Genomic DNA, 17,787 nt, shown 5'->3' with positions numbered 1-17,787 from the left:
GCGAGGAACTTCCAACACGCTTGATTCCGTCATGATAAGTGTCCACTTATTGATAGGTGGACATCTAACGTGACGGAATTCAGGACTCTGCGGTAGATGGGATCACCGGTCGCTTACATTAGAAGTCCTAGATTCATAGAATAACCGCAGCACTTTGGACCGCACGGTAGAGGCAGGAGGGCCGGCACCGGTACCCTTCTCGGCTCACCGACCAAAGTGAAGCAGAGTATGGAATACCGACAGCTGACCCAGACCCAACGATACCAGATCCACGCCCGCTATGACTTGGGCATGGGCCAGCGCCAGATCGGCAGGTGATCAGCGTATTTGGCGATCAGCACCTGGGCCAGAAGGCCGGCGGTGGGGATGCCCTTGTCGATGATCTGCGTCGGCATTGGTGTTTGGATCAGCTTCTCGCATTGGTCGTAGACCCACTTGCCACGGATATGGCGCTCGACATGGAACATGTCCGGTGTGTAGTTCAACTTCTCACTGATCTCCTCGCCGATCCGCCGTAGCTGACAACTACACGGGCAGTGATCATTCTTCGGGTCATGATGAATCTCGATGAGCGGCAGTTAGGGAGGTAAGGGTGCGCGCTTGAGCATATTCTTTGCCACTGGCGTGGCAGCAGTGAGATGGAACTCTTCCAGCTCGGTCTCGATGGCGGCATCCACCCCTTACTCCAGCAGGCTGATCTGAAGGATATTGAGTAGCTTGCTGCGCTTGCCGAAGGCATGGCGCTTGAGCAATGCCATTTCATAGGTCATCTATTGATTGACCTGCTCGCTGTGCCGTAGCGCTTTCTCATTTCATCTACCTGCTCCATCAGCGTTGCCGCCAAATGTCGGAGTTGGTCGGGAGAAAGCTGAGACAGGTCGGGAGGCGTAGTCATTCTGCAAATATGCCAGCCTGCCGAAGGTGGTGGGGTTGGCGCATCATCGAATAGCGAGCCGGGAGGTTCTGTGCCGTACCTGGCCTGGTGTGTCAGACCACAGAGATGACGCTGTCGGTGCTGAGATGCTGCCAGGATAGGCCCTGCACCAGCGCCATGACCTTCTCGGAGAAGAGCTCGACGCAATCGCCATGTCGGTTGCCAGCCCAGTAGAACTTGCCCTGGTTCAGGCGCCTGGTGCACAGCCAGATGCCCAGGCCATCGTGGAGCAGCACCTTCATGCGGTTGCCGCACCGGTTGGCGAACAGGTAAGCACAGTGTGGGCGAGCCGCACCGACGACCTTCACCACCAGGGCTAGCGCCGTGTCCGGGCCAGCCCGCATATCCAAGGGTTCGATATCCAGCCAGATTTCGTCGATGCGGATCATGCGAGCAGTTCCCGGATCAGAGATCGGCAGATGTCGGCTTCCGAGGCAGGCCACTCGATAACCATCGGACCGTTGGGGTGCGGGATTGTGAGGCGAACACGGTCCGCCACCTGATGCTGCCGAGTGGCCAGCAATGAATCACGGGTCATGGGCGCCGGTACAAACGCCGGTATCTCTGGCGCAGCCGTTAGCTGACAGGTGGTAGGGGGCCAATTGTGGACCTGGTTGGCGTTCAGGCTGTGCTCCAAAGCCACTTCGGCAACTGAGACAGCGGGTTGCTGACACGCTTCGACGATCCTAGCCTTGAAGGCGGCAGTGAAGCGGCGACGCTAGCGAGGGGCTTCCAACACGCTTACTTCCGTCACGTTAGATGTCCACTTATTGATAGGTGAACATCTAACGTGACGGAATTCAGGGCGCTGCGGTAGATGGAGTCACCGATCGCTTACCCTTGTTCTCGTGATTAGCTCAGTTTCATCAGACCTCTCGGCAGTGATGGATAATTGATTGGCAGGGTCAGTCAAGACTAGGGAGTAGGATGCAGGCATTTTGAGACCACGACTCAGCAGAAAGGCTCTGCTATCTGAGTGAACTACAACAATAATGGCATCATGCATGAGGTATCCCCATGGTAGATACTGTAACGACTGGGCTAGAGGATTCTAAGCCCCTAGACTGTTCATCAGCTAAGCCCCCGATTGGCTTCAGAACCATGATCGCCATCTGTGTCGGTTGTGTCGTGGTGCAAGGGGCTATGGCATCAGCGCTGCTAGGATTCGGCATCGGCGGGCTCAGCTTCATTGCCGCGATGGCGCTGGCGTTGGTTTTCGCTTTTTGTAACGCAATGAGCTTCTCTGAGCTATCCTTGATGTACCCATCGTCATCAGGGACGCTCGCGACTTACACGCAGAAAGCTATCGGGCACTTCCCAGCGATCGTGTCTGTTTTCGCCGGATATGTTGTGGTAGCCATGTTTGGCCTGTCTGCGGAGCTGATTCTGGTTGATGCGCTGCTGCAGACCCTGTTCCCCGGAATTTTGCCCGAGCGTGTCATTCCGCTCGTCTTGCTGCTAGGACTGGCCACCTTGAACATCCTCGGGACTGATGTTTTCGCGAAGTTACAGAACTTGTTTACCTTTGCCATGATTGCGGCGATTCTTCTCGTAGGCGCTACGGCACTGCTGGATACCCCTAATGCAACCGTCTCTCAGGTGGCGGCTGGGATGAATTGGGGCTTCGATGGGATCACTGATGGGAGCTTCATCGCCCTGACGGCACTCGCGATGTGGATGTTCGTCGGATGTGAGTTCATCTGCCCGATGATCAAGGATATCCGACAGCCCGAGCGCCGTGTGCCGCGTGCCATGTTTCTGTCGCTGATCATCATCTTCGTGCTGTTCGTGTTGTTCTGCCTGGGGGCGAGTCGCTATCTGTCCTTGGATATCATGACGACGTCGCCCTTGCCCTATCTTGATCTGGTGGATGGTGTCTTTGGAAAGGCCGGTCTTGTCATTGCGACAGTCATGGGCTTGACGGCCACTTGTAGTACCGTCAATACCGTATTGGCTTCAGTACCGCGCATGCTCTCTGGCATGGCAGAAAACGGTCAGGTATTTTCGATAATGGGCAAGATGCACTCGCGGTTTGATACACCGTGGATCGGCATCATCTTCCTAGCCTTCGTGGTAGCGATCCCGTTTCTACTGGTGAAACCGGATCACATCATACTGTTGCTTATCGGTGCCTCTACCAGTTGGATACTGGCTTACATCGTGGCCCACATAAATGTCATCGTGTTGCGTGTGAGAAGTCCGAGTGTCAAGCGTCCTTATCGTACGCCGCTTTACCCGATTCCTCAGATCATCGGTATCCTCGGTATGGGCTATATCGCGATGAATGCATCGCCTGCCCCCGAAATGACGACAACGGTCTATACATTGCTTGGCGCGGTCCTAGGGACTGTCAGTGTCATTGCCATCTTCTGGGTCAAATTGAAGATGAAGAAGGGGTTATTTGAAGCAGACCTTACTGACTGATTATCCAGGCCAGAACACTGAACGCTGTTTTCTGAAGGCACAAACGAGAAGGCCGCCCGATATGGGCGGCCTTCTTGTTTGTGATAGTAGCAGGTGGTGGCGTTAGTAGGCAGCGGCGATTAAGAGCTCTGCAGCTTTTTCTGCCACGGCAATGGTGGGGGCGTTGGTATTGCCGCGGGGCAAGGTCGGGAAGACAGAGCAGTCAATGACCCGCAATCCCTGCAGGCCATGCACCTTGAGTTCGAGGTCCACCACGGAACTCTTCGGATCAGGGCCCATGCGACAGGTACCCACCGGGTGATAGGTGGTCTTGCAATGGCCTCTGATGAACGCTTCCAAGGCTTCGCGGGAGGCATCCTCTTCTAGTGCCATCAATTCCTGCGCTTGTGGTGGTGAGAAGACTTCATCAATCAGTTCAGCAAGTGCTGACGTCTTGAGAAATGCCAGACCTGCGCGCAGAGCCCGCACTTGATGCTCGACGTCGATCGCTTCCGCCAGGAAGTTGGCCTTTATCACCAGGGGCTGATCATGCCGTGGGCCACCGAGCAGCACTCGGCCACGTGAAACAGGCTGAAGGTGACCCACCTTGAGAGTCAATCCGTGGGTACGGCCTTTGCCTATACCTGACGGGTCATCCCAGGAATCGAGCATTGGCATGAAGTGGATTTGGGTGTCGGGCCGGCCTTCGTTGGCCGTATCCAGAAAGGCGCCACCTTCCAGGATATTGGAGGTGATTACCCCGCGACGACGCAGTAGCCACTCGATGCCATGCCCCCAGGATTTCGGACCGCTATCTTCTCCGTAGAGCGAGATCGGGTCTTTCAGCGTCGCATTGATCGACATGTGCAGGTGATCCTGCAGGTTTTCCCCAACGGGCAACTCTTCACGACATTCAATGCCGTGTTCTGCCAGGTGTGAGGCTGGGCCGATACCTGAGCGCAGCAGAATTCCCGCGCTACCGATGGCGCCGGCACAGACGATGACCTGCTGACGTGCTTTGAGAGTCATCGTCCCTTTCTTGGCATGATGCGCCACAATGCCACGGGCATGGGGACCTTCAAAGATGATGTGGTCCACTTCTGTGTGAGTCATCATCGTGAGGCGTGGATGATCACGCAAACCATTGAGATACGCCTTGGCAGAGCTGCAGCGTTCACCATTGTGTGTCGTCGTCTGATAGTAGCCGACGCCGTGGCGCCCGTTGTCATTGAAGTCATTGACGTACGGCAGGCCCACTTCCTGACCGGCACGGATGAAGGCCTGGGTCAGAGGATGGCGATAGCGGTTCTCGCTGACCTTGAGTGGGCCTGCGACTCCATGCAGGGGGTGGGTCAATGACTCATTGCCTTCACAGCGCCGAAAATAAGGCAACAGATCGTCATAGCCCCACCCAAGGCACCCCTCATCCTGAACCCAGCCATCATAATCAGCACGATGCCCCCGGATATAGATCATGCCGTTCACCGAGCTGCTGCCACCGATCAACTTGCCTTGGGCGATGCTCATCTCACGGTTGTCCGTGGCGGCATCTGGTGTCGTGACATAAGGCCAGGTACGGGTGGGAATGACCTTTCCCACTGCAGCCGGCATCTGGATGAGCAGGCTGTTGTCATTGCCTCCGGCTTCGATGAGAAGCACGCTCTTGTCGGTCTGTTCCAATAGGTGATGTGCGATGACGCATCCGGCCGATCCGGCGCCGACGATGATGTAGTCGTAACATGTCTGCATGGCTGGCTCTTTTTTATTGGACAACGCTGAAAGGCTGTCGAGAGACCAGAGTAGGGAGAGGAATATCAAGAAAATTGAATTTACATGCCAGCGTGTTGATCAGGCATGACGACATGGCATCGTGGGGGCGTTCTGGAGAAGAGAGGAAAAGACAAGAGGGGATGAATTGAAAGGAAGGAAAGGATAGGGGAGGGAAGCGAAGGAAAAGGATCACCGCTGTCTGCCGGAAGCCAATGATGGCTTTGACGGTGGTGACCCTGAACTGGCGTTTGTCTTTGCTGATGCAGGCGCTATCAATGCTCTGACGGAAGGTCTTTGACTTCCTCCAGCAGGTTCATGAGGGTGCGGTATTTCTCCGGCCCCAAGGACTCTTGAATCTTCCGATACTGGCTCATCATCTCGTCTTTCATGTCATCAAACAGTGCATTGCCCTGTGGAGTCAGGGTGACGCAGAGACGACGTTGATCATTGGCCGGCTTCCAACGGCGTATCAAGCCATTCTGTTCAAGTCGCACCAGTACCCCGGTCAGACTTGGGCGCAGAATGCACGCCAGCTCCGACAGTCTTCGGCTCTCCAGAGTCTGCTCATCGGATTGCCAGAGGATGCGAATGACCCGCCATTGTTGTTCGGTCAGGCCATGCTGATTCAGGTGTGGCCTGAAAAATCCCATCGCGGATTCTCGAGCCTGAAGCAATGCGAGGGTCAAGGAAGGGGTCGGGCGCATGTCATTACCTTGTCAATGACGCCGGGGGTACTGACTCCCCGGCGTCGTCTGCATGAAAATGGACCGTGATCAATGGATGCCCATGCAGAGATATTTCACTTCAAGATAGTCTTCAATGCCGTAGTGGGAGCCTTCACGACCCACGCCAGAGGCCTTGATACCACCGAAGGGTGCGACTTCCGTTGAGATGATGCCTTCATTGATGCCGACCATACCATATTCAAGTGCCTCTCCCACGCGCCAGCTGCGGGCCATGTTCTGGGTATAGGCATAGGCTGCCAGACCGAACGGCGTGTCATTGGCCATGCGAATGGCGTCTTCTTCCTCCTTGAAGCGGAACAGTGCGGCGAGGGGGCCGAAGGTTTCCTCGTTGGCGACATCCATTTCCTGCGTCACTTCACCAATGACGGTAGGTTCAAAGAAGCTGCCGCCCAGTGCGTGTGATTTGCCGCCACACAGGACCTGGGCGCCTTTGCTTATGGCATTGTCGATATGCGCCGTCACCTTGTCGACCGCCTGCTGATTGATGAGCGGGCCTTGTTGAGCGCCTTCATCGTCAGCTGCTGCCACCTTCAGCTGCTTGACGGCTTCGACCAGCTTCTGGCTGAAGGCATCGTAGACGGAGTCCTGTACCAGGATGCGATTGGTGCAGACACAGGTCTGACCGCTGTTGCGGAATTTTGACGCCATGGCGCCTTCCACGGCAGCGTCCAGGTCGGCATCGTCGAAGACGATGAAGGGCGCATTGCCGCCGAGTTCCATGCTGACTTTCTTGATGGTCTCGGCGCAGCCCTTCATTAGTTCACGGCCGATCTCGGTAGAGCCGGTGAATGACAGCTTGCGGACCAGCGCGTTCTGCGTCAGTTCATCACCGATCTCACCTGCACTGCCCGTGACGACATTGAAGACACCTGCCGGGATGCCGGCGCGTTCAGCCAGCACTGCCAGAGCCAATGCGGACAGCGGCGTGCTTGAGGCAGGCTTCAATACCATGGTGCAACCCGCTGCCAGAGCAGGGCCTGCCTTGCGAGTGATCATGGCTACCGGGAAGTTCCAGGGCGTGATGGCCGCGACGACACCGACAGGTTGCTTGATGACGACCAGGCGACGGTCAGGCTTGTCGTTGGGAATGATATCGCCATAGACACGCTTGCCTTCCTCGGCAAACCATTCGATGAAGTTGGCGCCATAATCTATCTCGCCACGGCTCTCGGCCATCGGTTTGCCTTGTTCCTCGCTCAGCAGTCGAGCGAGATCTTCCCGATGCTCCTGCATCAATCTGAACCAACGCTGCAGCAGTGCGCCGCGTGCCTTGGCTGTCATGTCACGCCAGGCAGGGAGGGCGGCGGAGGCGGCATCGATGGCACGACGTGTTTCCGTCGCTCCGACACGCGCAACCTCGGCGATGAGGGAGCCATTGGCTGGGTTGGTGACGGTAAAGGTCTTGCCATCATCGGCATTGGTCCATTCGCCATTGATGTAGGCAGACTGCTTGAGCAAGTGGGAATCCGTGAGGTTCATGACTATGTCCGATAAGTGAGAAAGAATAGTGGGGCGCTGAATTGCCCAGAAAATGTTGTCAGTACACCGACGGTCCGGTGGGCGCAGTCTCCGAGCTGCCCTTGAACTCGCCAGCCAGTGATTTGAGCGCTCCCATCAACAGGCTGGTGTCGACACCGACCGCGACGAAGGTGCAGCCAATCTCGAGATAGTGTCTGGCAAGTCCTCGATCGGCCGACAGGATCCCGGCAGCCTTGCCGGCTTTGCGGATGCGACGAATGCCCTCATCAATGGCGAGCTGTACGTCCGGATGACCGGGGTTGCCGCGATGTCCGAGAGAGGCACTCAGGTCGGCGGGTCCAATGAAGACGCCATCCACGCCATCGACCGCGGCGATTTCGTCAAGGTTCTCAAGGCCCTTGAGCGTCTCGACCTGTACCAGCAGGCAGATCTCATCGTCTGCCTTGTCCAGGTAACCCGGGATGCTGTTCCAGCGCGATGCGCGCGCCAGCGCACTGCCGACACCGCGGATGCCGGCGGGGGGATAGCGGGTCGCGCGGACCATGTCACGTGCCTGTTCTTCGGTATCGATCATCGGGATCAGCAAGGTCTGCAGGCCGATGTCCAGGTATTGCTTGATCAAGGCGCTATCGCCGACAGGAGGCCTTGCAACGGGCGCCACATCGTAGGGGGCGACCGCCTGGACCTGGTCAAGAATGGTGCGCAGGTCGTTGGGCGCATGCTCTCCATCGATCAATAGCCAATCAAAGCCGGCGTTGGCCGTCAGCTCGGCGCAGTAGCCATTGGCCAGGCCCATCCACACGCCAATCTGTGCTTCATCGTTGGCGAGCGCCCGCTTGAAGGTGTTGAGTGGCATTTTCATGAGAGGCTCCTGAAGGGGGGCAGTGTTGTCCAGGCAAGCACGTCGCTGAACGCCAGGGCTTGGGTCAACAAGGGGCGAGCCTGAGCCCTGGCGAATGGCATGCCTGGCGGGTAGAGAAAGGCTTAGAGCGGGAAGACGGCGTTGATCTGCCCCGTCCCTGAGCTACCGAAGGGCTCGGTCAGAATCTCTGCCTTGCCGTGATAGTCCTTGCCTAGCACACCCATCAGCATCGCGGTGTCATGCATGCCACCTTCGCCATAACAATGCTCGGCATAGTCCGGCAGCATGGCCTTGAATTCGTTGAATTTTCCCTGGCGCCACAGATCTACCACGTGAAGGTCTACCTGATGATCGAATTCACGTGACCAGCGGTGCATGTTCTCCGCTGCCGAACGGTTATCCGTGAAGCGGTGGGAGAGGGAGCCAGACGCGAGCACCATGACCTTGTAGTCACTGGCTTCGATCGCGGAGCGCACGGCGGCGCCGAAGGCAATGCTGTCTTCCAGGTCATGCCAGGCATCCCAGGACGCCACGGAAATCACCTTGAATGCCTGATCCTTCTCGGCCTCCATGTGCATGTAGCGCATCGGCACGAGAGTGCCATATTCCAGCTTCAGGCTATCGATGTTGTGCGCCAGGGTACGGACACCCGAGGCATTGGCCGCTTTGGCGATCTTCTCGCCCAGCGCCGGACAACCGTCATAGGAATACTCGAGATCCTGGATGAAGTGCGGGAGCTCATTGCTGGTGTAGACGTCTTCAAAGTGCGCGCCACAGTTGATGTGGTAGCCACTGTTCACCATCCAGTGCGTATCGAAGACCACGACGACTTCAGCGCCTGATGCCCGCGCCCGGCGCGCAATTTCCTTGTGGGCTTCTATGGCTTGTGCACGACAGCCTGGTGAATGCCCGGCTGTTCCGAGAGATACATGGAAGGGACGTGCGTCACCTTCGCTGCGAGTACGATCTCACCCATGGGAAATACCTTTGCTTCCGTATGGCCCCGGCTGGCCAGAGGAGTTGGAGCGATACCGCACGCCGGGAATGGAGTGGCGGTTCACTACTTTGTTAATATGTGAACAGGCTGCTGGGCTAGTGAGCCCAGTCAAAGACGAGGTGGCACGATGTCGGACCCCATCCCGAATATCACGATCGGGCAGGAATATGATCAGCGTTATGCCGATGCGGCCGTTCACTATGATTCTCTCGGGCGTATGGCGGACTTCTATGGACGCAACATGCCGGTCCATCATCACGACCGGTTCTTTCAAGTGCACTATGTCAAAAGCGGCATGGTGCGCGTTTACCTGGATGATCGGCCCTACCATCAACAGGGGCCGATGTTCTTCCTTACTCCGCCTGGCATACCGCATTCCTTCACGACCGAAGAGGAGTGTGATGGCCATGTCCTGACGGTACGGCAACAGTTGGTGTGGTCGCTGCTCGAGGAAAGCACCGAGCTCGGGAGCATGTCCGAGGTGGCGCCGGTCTGTGTCGCGACCGGTCGTGTCAGTCAGGAGGCGCGCATGGATGTCACTCGCCTCGAGCGTCTGTTCGAGGAGCTGGCGCTGGAGTTTGACCATCAGCGCCCGGAGCGAGAACTGGCACTCACTACCCTGACGCGCCTGATCTTCATCGGCCTGTTCCGTCTGTCCGCGAACTCGATCAAGGCGCAGTCCGTGCGTCATGACGACCTGATGCTGTTTCGGCGCTTCAATCTCGAGATCGAGGCCCATTATCGAGAGCATTGGACCCTGACACGATATGCGACGACGCTGGGTATCACCGAGGCTCGCCTCAACAGTGTCTGTCGCCGTATCGCTGGCGAACCCAGCAAACGCATCGTCCATGATCGCCTGATGCAGGAAGCGCGACGGATGCTGATATTCACCCGCATGTCGATCAACGAGATCTGCTACCGACTCGGTTTTCAGGACCCGGGCTATTTCAGTCGCTTCTTCACTCGCCATGTGGGTACCACTCCGTCGCGCTATCGTCATCAGCAGGACGCTCCCTGAACCGTTATTCGAAGCTCAACGAGACGTGCCCGAAGGTCCGAAGTCGGCCTCGATCTCGGTCCCCGCAGGACATTCCACCGGGCCGATGAACGACCCCGAGAGCACCACCTGACCTGCCTCGATACGCTGGCCATATTTCGCCATGCGTCGCGCCAGCCACACGAGTCCTGTGACGGGGTCATCCAGCACACCGGCACCAAGCCCCGTGGCCACCACATCGCCATTCTTCTTGACCACCGCGCCGACCCAACGCAGGTCGAAGTCTTGTGGCGCGTGCTGCTCCTTGCCCATCACGATGCCGGCATTGGCGGCATTGTCAGAGATGGTGTCGAAGATCACGCGCGTCTTGCCGCTGGCCTCGTCCTTGCGAACGATGCGGGTGTCGAGAATTTCCAGTGAGGGCGTCACATGATCCGTGGCAGCGATAACCTGCTCGCGCGTGACCTCACCTTCCAGGGGGGCTTTCAGCACGAAGGCGATCTCGGCCTCGATACGTGGCTGAATGAAGCGATCCTTCGCGATGACAGCCCCTGACTCGTAGCGCATGAAGTCATAGAGCACTCCGCTGTCTGGCGTAGTGATGCCCAATGCGTCCTGCATGACTTTGGAGGTCAGGCCGATCTTCCAGCCGATGACCTCGTGGGAGCGCTGCTGACGAGTCATCTGCGCCACCTGGATGGCATAGGCGTCATCCAGCGTCATGTCCGGATACTTCAATGACAACAGGCCAATCTGCTGACGCTGCGTCTCTGCATTGAGCAGGGCCTCCGCGGCCTCGGTGATCTGCGTGTCCGTCAGCGGCATGCTTCATCCTCGATTCCGTTGACCAGCTTGCCGATGCCTTCCGCTTCCACTTCCACCACGTCACCCGGCTTGAGCCAGATGGGCGGATCAAAGCGAGCACCTGCCCCTGTCGGAGTTCCGCAGACAATCACGTCACCCGGCACCAGCGTGGTGAAGGTCGAGACGTAATTCACGATATAGCGGAAGTCGAACATCATGCGCGAGGTGCGATCCTGCTGGCGGATTTCCCCATTTACGCGCGTCGTCAGCTCGATATCATCCAGCTGTGCGGCATTGGTGAAGGGCACCAGCCACGGGCCGATGGCACCGGTCGCATCGAAGTTCTTGCCCTGGGTGACATTGAACTTGGCATGTCGGACCCAATCGCGAATGGTGCCTTCATTGCACAGTGTCAGTGCCGCGATGTGCTCATAGGCCTTCTCTCTGGGAATGCGACGGCCCCCCTTGCCGATCACGATGGTCACTTCGCCTTCGTAATCGAGTTGCTCACTTTCCGGAGGGCGTACCAGGTTCTGCTGATGGCCGGTGAAGCTGCGCGGGAAACGAATGAACAGGGAAGGCTTGCTGGGTGCAGCCTGGCCATCCTTGTATTCTTCATTGCGCGACGGGAAGTTGACGCCGACGCAGATCAATTTCTCGGGCTGCGCGACGGGAATCAGGTAGCTGACATCCTCTTCGCGGTAGCCGGGACGGCGGTCCTTGGCGGCCTGCACCAGCTCATCGATGGCACCGGCTTCGATGACTTCCTTGAGTCCCTTGAAGCGGGTGCCGAATTCTGGCGTCAGATCAATGATGCCGTCATCGGTGACAAGGCCATATCGGTCAGCACCATTGGCATGGAATGACGCTAGGCGGGCGGGCTGAGTGCGGTTCATGACGTCTCTCTCGATATCAGTCTGAAGGGGACAGGGCGTTGGCGTGTGCATGCGAGGTGGCGAACCACCTCGCATGTCAGCATGTCTGGCGGAGTGCGCTCAGCCGAGTGCCGGTACCTGATGCATCTTGCGCGGGAAGGAAACGTTGACGGTTTCCATATAGAAGTCGAAGGACCAGTCACCACCATCACGACCGATACCGGAGGACTTCACGCCACCGAACGGCGCCGGCAGGTGACGGACGTTCTCGGAGTTGACCCACATCATTCCGGCCTCCAGTTCGTCGGTCATGCGCATCGCACGGTTGAGGTCGTTGGTCCACAGGTAGGCTGCCAGACCGTATTCGGTATCGTTGGCCATGTGCAGGGCCTCGGCTTCGTCCTTGAAGGCAATGGCGGTCAGCACCGGGCCGAAGATCTCTTCCTGGGCGACGGCCATGTCCTGTTTGGCTTGCGTGAACAGCGTCGGGCGCACGAAGCAGCCTTCGCTTCCCACTTTCTCTCCGCCGGTGGCGATGGTCGCGCCTTGCTCGCGGGCCTTCTCGAAGTAGGACAGCACCTTGGTCTCGTGCTCCGGGTGGATCAGCGGGCCGACGACGGTGGACGGGTCGAGCGGGTGGCCGACCTGGATGTTGTTGGCAATGTCAGCGACGCGACGGGTGACTTCGTCGTAGATGCTGTCCTGAACCAGCAGGCGAGAAGAGGACGTGCAGCGTTCACCGTTGAGGGAGTAGATCATGAAGCAGGCGGCATCGACGGCACGGTCGATGTCGGCATCATCGAAGATAATCACCGGATTCTTGCCGCCCAGCTCGAAGTGGAAGCGCTTCAGGGTAGGAGCGGCCTGCGCCATGATCATCTGGCCGGTGCGGCTCTCGCCGACAAAGGCGATGGCCTTGATGCCCGGGTGCTCGGTCAACGCCTTGCCGGCATCTTCGCCCATGCCGTTGACCAGATTCAGTACACCCTTGGGCAGGCCAGCTTCTTCGGCGATCTCGACCAGCAGCTTGGCGGTCATCGGTGAGAATTCGGCAGGCTTGTGCACCACGGTACAGCCAGAGGCCAGTGCCGGAGCAATCTTCCAGGTCGACAGCATGAACGGCGTGTTCCAGGGCGTGATCACCGCGATTGGGCCGATAGGACGCTTGGAAGTGACGTTCATCTGATTTTCATTGCGCAGTGCCAGGCCATCCTCGGCATCTGGCGCCTTGTCAGCGAAGAAGCGGAAGTTGGCCGCCCCTCGAATCGCTGCCTTGGACATGAAGCGCAGCGCCTGGCCGGTATCCATGCACTCGGTGAAGGCGATCTCTTCTGCGCGCGCTTCAATGGCTTCTGCCACCTTGATCAGGATTTCGCGACGTTGCTTGCCTGGCATCTTGCTCCAGGTCTTGAAGGCTTCCTGAGCAGCTTTCACGGCGCGATCGACATCGCTGGCGCCGCCTTTTGCCACATTGGCCAGGGGGGTGAGGTCCACGGGAGACAGTGTCTCGAAGGTCTTGCCTGAGTCAGCCGGGACTGACTCGCCATTGATGTGGTTCAACACACCCTGTTCACGAAAACGCTGCATGTAAGCCTGGGCGCGCGCGATGTTGTCGTTCAAGTCACTCATCGATGAATCCTCTTTGTTCTTGGGGTCAGGGCTCACTGTGCAGACAGGCGAGCGTGAATGGGGGTGTCTTTCCAGCTCAGGTCCGCGTTGATCTCGCGTATCTCCAGCGAGAGCGCGAAGTGGGGCGTGGACAAGGGCAGTTCCAGTGCGTGTTTCATGGTCGTGAAGAGATGATCGCCGGCAGCCTTGAGCGCCTCCGGCTCGCGTCCAGCGCCCACGGAGAGCGTCATGGCGAGAAAGTCATTGTCCGGATGGTTGTCGGCGACGATGCAATGGTCTGCCGCAAAGGCACGAACGCGTATCCCCGCGAGCGGAAAGATACCGCTGTCCTTCATGGCGCGATGCGCTGCCAGGCAGACTTCGTGCAAGTCAACGCGTTGCTCGAGTGCCGGTGAGTATTCGATATGTAGGTGTGGCACATCATTCTCCTGATCGGTTGCGCAAGGCCGCGTATGCAGCGGGGAGACGCTTATCATGCTCAAGTGATGAAATGTGGTATCTCAATTACGTTAACATATTAATGATTGATCGGGCCTTCATTGTCAATAGGGCTTGTGGCGAAGGTTTTCCTCGACGAAAAGGATCTTGCTTGGATGCCATGGGTCGCAAGGTATTGCGCATGTGGTCTGTGATTAAAGAGTCTTGAGATGAGAGGACGGTGTATCGAAGAAGACAATGTTCATAGGTTAACGATATTTTCCGACATATTTCCCGTCTGGCGACTAATGTCGGTGGGTCATCTTCGAAAAGTACAATTGAGTCGATGAAAAACACATCCCCAAGAGGCTCGAACTTCCTCAGCATGAGTAGTGCCTGCTCTTTCAGCGATGCGTTCCGTGTGAAAAGGCTTGAGGCAACAGCACGACACAACAACACGACACAAGAAGTGTCCCGCCGTTTCAAAGGCACCTATCACGTCGCAAGCGTATGCCGGTCAGTGCGAACGAGAGGTTGGCAGCGTGTCTGCCCAATGCCCCTCCCCTGGTCGACGAAGATCGTTTCCCGGCATGCGAATGCACTGCGCCATCACGAGGTAACTGTTCATGCAATTCCATCACTACGGCTATGTCTCGAAAGATCCACGCGTTCAGCCTGCAAAAGGAGAGGGCGTGAATCGCGCCGATGTGCTGCCTGAAGAGGTTGACGTTCTCATCGTGGGAACCGGCCCTGCGGGCATGATGCTGGCGGCTCAGCTCGGCCAGTTCCCGGGCGTCAAGACGCGCATTGTCGAACGACGCGGCGGGCGTCTGGAAATCGGGCATGCCGATGGTATTCAGGCACGTAGTGTCGAGACCTTCCAGGCGTTCGGTTTTGCGGACCGCATCATCGCCGAGGCCTATCGCATCAGTGAGATGGCTTTCTGGAAGCCCGATACCGAGCAGCCAGGCAATATCGTGCGCACGGCACGTACACCGGATGATCCGGCGGGTATCAGCGAGTTCCCGCACCTGATCGTCAATCAGGCACGAGTGCTGGATTATCTGGCGGAATCTGCGGTGAATGGACCGGCACGGGTCCGTCCTGACTATGGCTATGCCTTCGTGGATCTCGAGGTCGCCGAGCAAGGCGAATATCCCGTGACGGTGACGCTTGAGGAGACCGAAGGAAGCCGTAAGGGCGAACAGAGAACGGTTCGAGTCAAGTATGTGGTGGGCAGTGATGGCGCGCGCAGCAAGGTACGTTGCGCCATCGGGTGCAAGCTGGCGGGAGATCAGGCAAATCATGCCTGGGGTGTCATGGATGTGCTGGCGGTCACGGACTTCCCGGACATCCGTACCAAGTGTGCTATCCAGTCGCATTCCGGCGGCAGCATTCTGCTCATTCCGCGTGAGGGTGGCCATCTCTTCCGCATGTATGTCGATCTCGGCGAGGTGCCGGTCAATGACGACAATGCGGTGCGTGCCACCCCGATCGAGCGGATCATCGCCAAGGCCAATGAGATTCTGCATCCCTATACGCTCGACGTGCGAGATGTTGCCTGGCACAGCGTCTATGAGGTGGGCCATCGCCTGACGGACCGCTTCGATGATGTGGTGGATCCGGACTCGGGCGCGTTGCCGCGAGTCTTCATCACGGGGGATGCCTGCCATACGCACAGTGCCAAGGCGGGACAGGGCATGAATGTCTCCATGCAGGATGGGTTCAATCTGGGCTGGAAGCTGGGCCATGTGTTATCCGGCCTGAGCCCTGCCTCTCTGTTGTCGACCTATTCCGCAGAGCGCCAGGTCGTTGCCAAGAATCTGATCGACTTCGACAAGGAGTGGTCGTCCATGATGGCCAAGCGCCCTGAAGAATTCGAGGACCCCGCGGAGCTTGAGAACTTCTATACCCGTACCATCGAGTTCCCTGCGGGATTCATGACGGAATACACTCCATCGCTGATCACAGGCAAGGCAGACTACCAGCACCTTGCGACCGGTTTCCCCATGGGCAAGCGTTTCAAGTCTTCAGCGGTTTCCCGCGTCTGTGATGGCAACCCGCTGCAGTTGGGGCATCTGGCGCGTGCTGATGGTCGCTGGCGCCTCTATGTCTTTGCCGATGCAGCAAGTGCTGAGCAGGCCTCCGCGACCAGAGACCTTTCCGAGTGGTTGATGCGTTCCGAGAACTCTCCTCTTCAGATGGCGCGGGAGAATGTGGCGGGCGATGGCTGGTTCGATATCAAGGTGATCTATCAGCAGCGTCATGACGCCATTGATATCAATCAAGTCCCGGCTGCCTACAAGCCCATTGTCGGTCCGTTTGAGCTGGTTGATCAGGAAAACGTGTTCGGCATTGACCCACAGAGTGACATCTTCGAAGAGCGCGGTATCGATCGCGGCGGTGTCGTGGTCGTGGTGCGTCCTGACCAATATGTCGCGAATATTCTGCCGTTGACAGAGACGTCAGCGCTGGCGGATTTCTTCACTCCTATTCTCGCTTGATCGTTCTCAAACCCTGAGAGTATCGCATCAAATAGTCGATAAGAATGACCGGTGAGCCCAGTGCTCACCGGTCATGTCATTTTCTTTCCAGGAGAGATGATTCTCTGCCCGATGTTTCGTGTCAACGACAGTCGATGCTGCGCTGAAACCAGGCAGTCGTGTCGCGATCATGCTGACAGAATGACTGAATTTGACAGTGTTTGGCTTTGGCTAAAGTCTACTCATTAATATATTAACAATAACGTATTCTGAATCTTGTAGGCTTCGATCACGAGAGGAGATAAGCCATGAAAATGAATGAATCCCTGATGCTGAAGTCCTGTCTGGCACTCGGGTTGGGTGTGATGACGACGCTTGTCGCGCCCACTGCCTCTGCAGTCACGACGCTACGTATCACTCACTTCCTGCCAGCCGTTTCCAATGCTCAACAGCAGGTGTTGGAACCCTGGTGTGAGGACCTCGCCACCCAATCCGATCAGCAGCTCAAATGTCAGCTCTACCCCTCCATGCAGCTTGGCGGCACTCCTGGCCAGTTGGCTGACATGGTGCGCAATGGCGTCGTGGATATTGCCTGGACAGCACTCGGCTATTCGGCTGGGCGATTCCCGCGCAGCGAGGTAATGGAACTGCCCTTCATGCTGCCGGCCGGGGGAGAGGATGCCAGTCGCATCGTCTGGGATTTCAGTCAGGGGCCCGCCGCACAGGATTTCAAGGGCTACAAAGTACTGGCGGTTCATAGCGACGGTGGCAGCGTGTTCCACACACGCAGTGGCCCGATCAAGACGCTGGACGACATGCAGGGTCTGAGACTAAGGGCACCGACGCGTCTGGCCTCCAAGCTGGTCGATGCGCTGGGTGCCTCAGCGGTCAGCATGCCGCCCGCGCAGATTGCGGACACTCTGTCCAAGGGGGTGATCGATGGTGCCGCCGCTGCCTGGGAAGTCGTGCCGCCCACCAAGTTGGATGAAGTCACTGCCTTCCATACCGAGACGGCCGAACATCAGCCACGCCGACCGTGACGGTGTTGGCATTGTTGATGAACAAGCGCAGCTACGACCGTCTCTCGGAAAAAGATCGCAAGGTGCTGGATTCACTCAGTGGTGAGGCGTTGTCGCTGCGCTTCGGCAAGGCTTGGGGCTCTGCGATAGCCAATGCTCGCCAAAAGGTCGCGGCAGACCCTGAGCAGACGATCACGACACTCGATGATGCTGCATATGACGATATGCGCGATGCCACTCGCGGTGTTGTCGATGATTGGGTCGCCTCCGATAGCGGTGGCATCGATCGTCAGGCGTTGGTTGATGAACTCCAGCAGGAGGTCAAGCAGCAGCAACCAGACCTGCATTGAGGCAGGCAGTGGTGACTTC

The 17,787-nt window shown here is 57.7% G+C and carries 16 protein-coding genes and 1 pseudogene; 5 read left to right on the top strand and 12 right to left on the bottom strand.

Going from position 1 to position 17,787, the window contains the following annotated elements; translation table 11 throughout:
- Window positions 1-278 precede the first annotated feature (278 nt).
- The 3 genes and pseudogenes from BF12_RS22610 to BF12_RS23520 form a co-directional block, all read right to left on the bottom strand.
- On the bottom strand, window positions 279-485 hold the full coding sequence (locus BF12_RS22610; RefSeq protein ID WP_248623603.1) for a hypothetical protein: 207 nt from the start codon (window positions 483-485) through the stop codon (window positions 279-281).
- 502 nt (window positions 486-987) lie between these two features.
- A complete protein-coding gene (gene tnpB / locus BF12_RS0102715) occupies window positions 988-1,323 on the bottom strand; it encodes an IS66 family insertion sequence element accessory protein TnpB (protein ID WP_024950930.1) in 336 nt (111 codons plus the stop codon).
- Window positions 1,320-1,640: pseudogene (locus BF12_RS23520) on the bottom strand (transposase); the annotation flags it as partial. The gene tnpB and the pseudogene BF12_RS23520, both read right to left, overlap by 4 nt.
- A 311-nt stretch (window positions 1,641-1,951) precedes the next feature.
- Between BF12_RS23520 and BF12_RS0102710 the strand changes: the two are divergent.
- On the top strand, window positions 1,952-3,358 hold the full coding sequence (locus BF12_RS0102710; RefSeq protein WP_024950929.1) for an APC family permease: 1,407 nt from the start codon (window positions 1,952-1,954) through the stop codon (window positions 3,356-3,358).
- A gap of 102 nt (window positions 3,359-3,460) precedes the next feature.
- Here BF12_RS0102710 and BF12_RS0102705 read toward each other — a convergent pair whose 3' ends face one another.
- The 5 genes from BF12_RS0102705 to hpaD form a co-directional block, all read right to left on the bottom strand.
- Window positions 3,461-5,086 (bottom strand): GMC family oxidoreductase, encoded by a 1,626-nt coding sequence (locus BF12_RS0102705; RefSeq protein WP_024950928.1) that lies wholly within the window; start codon window positions 5,084-5,086, stop codon window positions 3,461-3,463.
- A gap of 293 nt (window positions 5,087-5,379) precedes the next feature.
- Window positions 5,380-5,811 carry a homoprotocatechuate degradation operon regulator HpaR gene (gene hpaR / locus BF12_RS0102700; RefSeq protein ID WP_024950927.1) on the bottom strand — a complete coding sequence of 144 codons (432 nt, stop codon included), beginning with the start codon at window positions 5,809-5,811 and terminating at the stop codon, window positions 5,380-5,382.
- Between the two features lie 69 nt (window positions 5,812-5,880).
- Window positions 5,881-7,332: an NADP-dependent succinate-semialdehyde dehydrogenase gene (gene gabD, locus BF12_RS0102695; RefSeq protein ID WP_024950926.1), complete on the bottom strand. Its 1,452-nt coding sequence runs from the start codon at window positions 7,330-7,332 to the stop codon at window positions 5,881-5,883.
- A gap of 58 nt (window positions 7,333-7,390) precedes the next feature.
- Entirely contained in the window at window positions 7,391-8,194 is an 804-nt protein-coding gene (gene hpaI / locus BF12_RS0102690; RefSeq protein ID WP_024950925.1) for a 4-hydroxy-2-oxoheptanedioate aldolase, read from the bottom strand.
- A gap of 122 nt (window positions 8,195-8,316) precedes the next feature.
- Window positions 8,317-9,057, bottom strand: a complete 741-nt coding sequence (hpaD, locus tag BF12_RS18385; protein ID WP_248623604.1) for a 3,4-dihydroxyphenylacetate 2,3-dioxygenase — start codon at window positions 9,055-9,057, stop codon at window positions 8,317-8,319.
- Window positions 9,058-9,318: 261 nt separating this feature from the next.
- Here hpaD and hpaA point away from each other — a divergent pair, with 261 nt between their 5' ends.
- Window positions 9,319-10,212: a 4-hydroxyphenylacetate catabolism regulatory protein HpaA gene (gene hpaA / locus BF12_RS0102680; protein ID WP_024950924.1), complete on the top strand. Its 894-nt coding sequence runs from the start codon at window positions 9,319-9,321 to the stop codon at window positions 10,210-10,212.
- A 15-nt stretch (window positions 10,213-10,227) separates the two neighbouring features.
- On the opposite strand, the gene BF12_RS0102675 is transcribed toward hpaA, so the two are convergent.
- The 4 genes from BF12_RS0102675 to BF12_RS0102660 form a co-directional block, all read right to left on the bottom strand.
- The gene (locus tag BF12_RS0102675; protein ID WP_156941113.1) at window positions 10,228-11,016 is read right to left on the bottom strand and encodes an FAA hydrolase family protein; all 789 of its coding nucleotides are present in this window, start codon (window positions 11,014-11,016) and stop codon (window positions 10,228-10,230) included.
- A complete protein-coding gene (locus tag BF12_RS0102670; RefSeq protein ID WP_024950922.1) occupies window positions 11,007-11,891 on the bottom strand; it encodes a fumarylacetoacetate hydrolase family protein in 885 nt (294 codons plus the stop codon). The genes BF12_RS0102675 and BF12_RS0102670 overlap by 10 nt, the downstream gene beginning before the upstream one ends.
- A gap of 99 nt (window positions 11,892-11,990) precedes the next feature.
- The gene (hpaE, locus tag BF12_RS0102665) at window positions 11,991-13,499 is read right to left on the bottom strand and encodes a 5-carboxymethyl-2-hydroxymuconate semialdehyde dehydrogenase (protein WP_024950921.1); all 1,509 of its coding nucleotides are present in this window, start codon (window positions 13,497-13,499) and stop codon (window positions 11,991-11,993) included.
- Window positions 13,500-13,531: 32 nt separating this feature from the next.
- The gene (locus tag BF12_RS0102660; RefSeq protein WP_024950920.1) at window positions 13,532-13,918 is read right to left on the bottom strand and encodes a 5-carboxymethyl-2-hydroxymuconate Delta-isomerase; all 387 of its coding nucleotides are present in this window, start codon (window positions 13,916-13,918) and stop codon (window positions 13,532-13,534) included.
- 624 nt (window positions 13,919-14,542) lie between these two features.
- Here BF12_RS0102660 and BF12_RS18380 point away from each other — a divergent pair.
- The 3 genes from BF12_RS18380 (at window position 14,543) to BF12_RS23060 (ending at window position 17,768) form a co-directional block, all read left to right on the top strand.
- The gene (locus BF12_RS18380) at window positions 14,543-16,420 is read left to right on the top strand and encodes an FAD-binding monooxygenase (protein ID WP_035158734.1); all 1,878 of its coding nucleotides are present in this window, start codon (window positions 14,543-14,545) and stop codon (window positions 16,418-16,420) included.
- A 287-nt stretch (window positions 16,421-16,707) separates the two neighbouring features.
- Window positions 16,708-17,439, top strand: coding sequence for a TRAP transporter substrate-binding protein (locus BF12_RS23065; RefSeq protein WP_211242370.1), 732 nt, complete (start codon window positions 16,708-16,710; stop codon window positions 17,437-17,439).
- Between the two features lie 17 nt (window positions 17,440-17,456).
- Entirely contained in the window at window positions 17,457-17,768 is a 312-nt protein-coding gene (locus BF12_RS23060; protein WP_211242369.1) for a type 2 periplasmic-binding domain-containing protein, read from the top strand.
- Window positions 17,769-17,787 lie beyond the last annotated feature (19 nt).

Origin of the sequence: Cobetia crustatorum, assembly GCF_000591415.1 — a bacterium.
Classification (GTDB): domain Bacteria; phylum Pseudomonadota; class Gammaproteobacteria; order Pseudomonadales; family Halomonadaceae; genus Cobetia; species Cobetia crustatorum.
The sequence above is the reverse complement of the archived record's forward strand: the minus strand, read 5'-3'. Positions and strand labels throughout refer to the sequence as shown.